Here is a 616-nt window from a genome sequence, read left to right as displayed (position 1 = left end):
CGATTGCTGGTTTGAAGCAGCGCAAGCTTGACCCAGAAAAGGGGGAATGTAGTACCGACGCAGTGATTCGCTATTTGAGTGCGGAACAACTGAGTATTTTATATGAACTGCTCGTGCCAGATGTCCGATTGCACGCTATTGTCCGCCTGCTTCATCGAACAGGAGCTAGGATTGGTGAGCTTCTTACCTTAGATTTAGAGGGAATTGATTTACAATTACAGAAGTTTCAGGTGATGGGAAAGGGGAAGAAGCTACGATGGTGTTTTTATAGCGAAGATGCAGCTTCTATTGTGAATAATTATATTAAATATTATCGGGATTTGGGGACACCAGCTCTGTTTACTGCACAAAATCCTTTTAATCAAAGGGTGACGAGATTGAGCTATCAGCAAGTTTATTGTTGCTGGCAAAGTTTTACAGAAAAAAGTCCTCTTTTGCAAGGAATCCGCCTCCACGATTTGCGGCATACGTTTGCTACTGAACGAGTAGGGTTAATGGCTCTTGAAGAGTTGCGAGCTTTGATGGGTCATGAGAACATCCAGACTACTCTGCGATATCAAAAAGTAACTTCTTTGCGAGCTGAGGAAGTTGCTAGAGACGCTTTAAACCGAGACTG

At 43.3% G+C, this 616-nt stretch carries 1 protein-coding gene; it reads left to right on the top strand.

The features are described from left to right. Positions 1–616: tyrosine-type recombinase/integrase (locus OSCIL6407_RS31475; protein ID WP_019488010.1), on the top strand; the 616-nt coding region annotated here is incomplete at both ends.

The organism is Kamptonema formosum PCC 6407 (assembly GCF_000332155.1).
GTDB classification, from domain to species: Bacteria; Cyanobacteriota; Cyanobacteriia; order Cyanobacteriales; family Microcoleaceae; genus Kamptonema; species Kamptonema formosum.
Note: the sequence above shows the minus strand (reverse complement) of the source record. Positions and strands in the feature narration are given on the sequence as shown.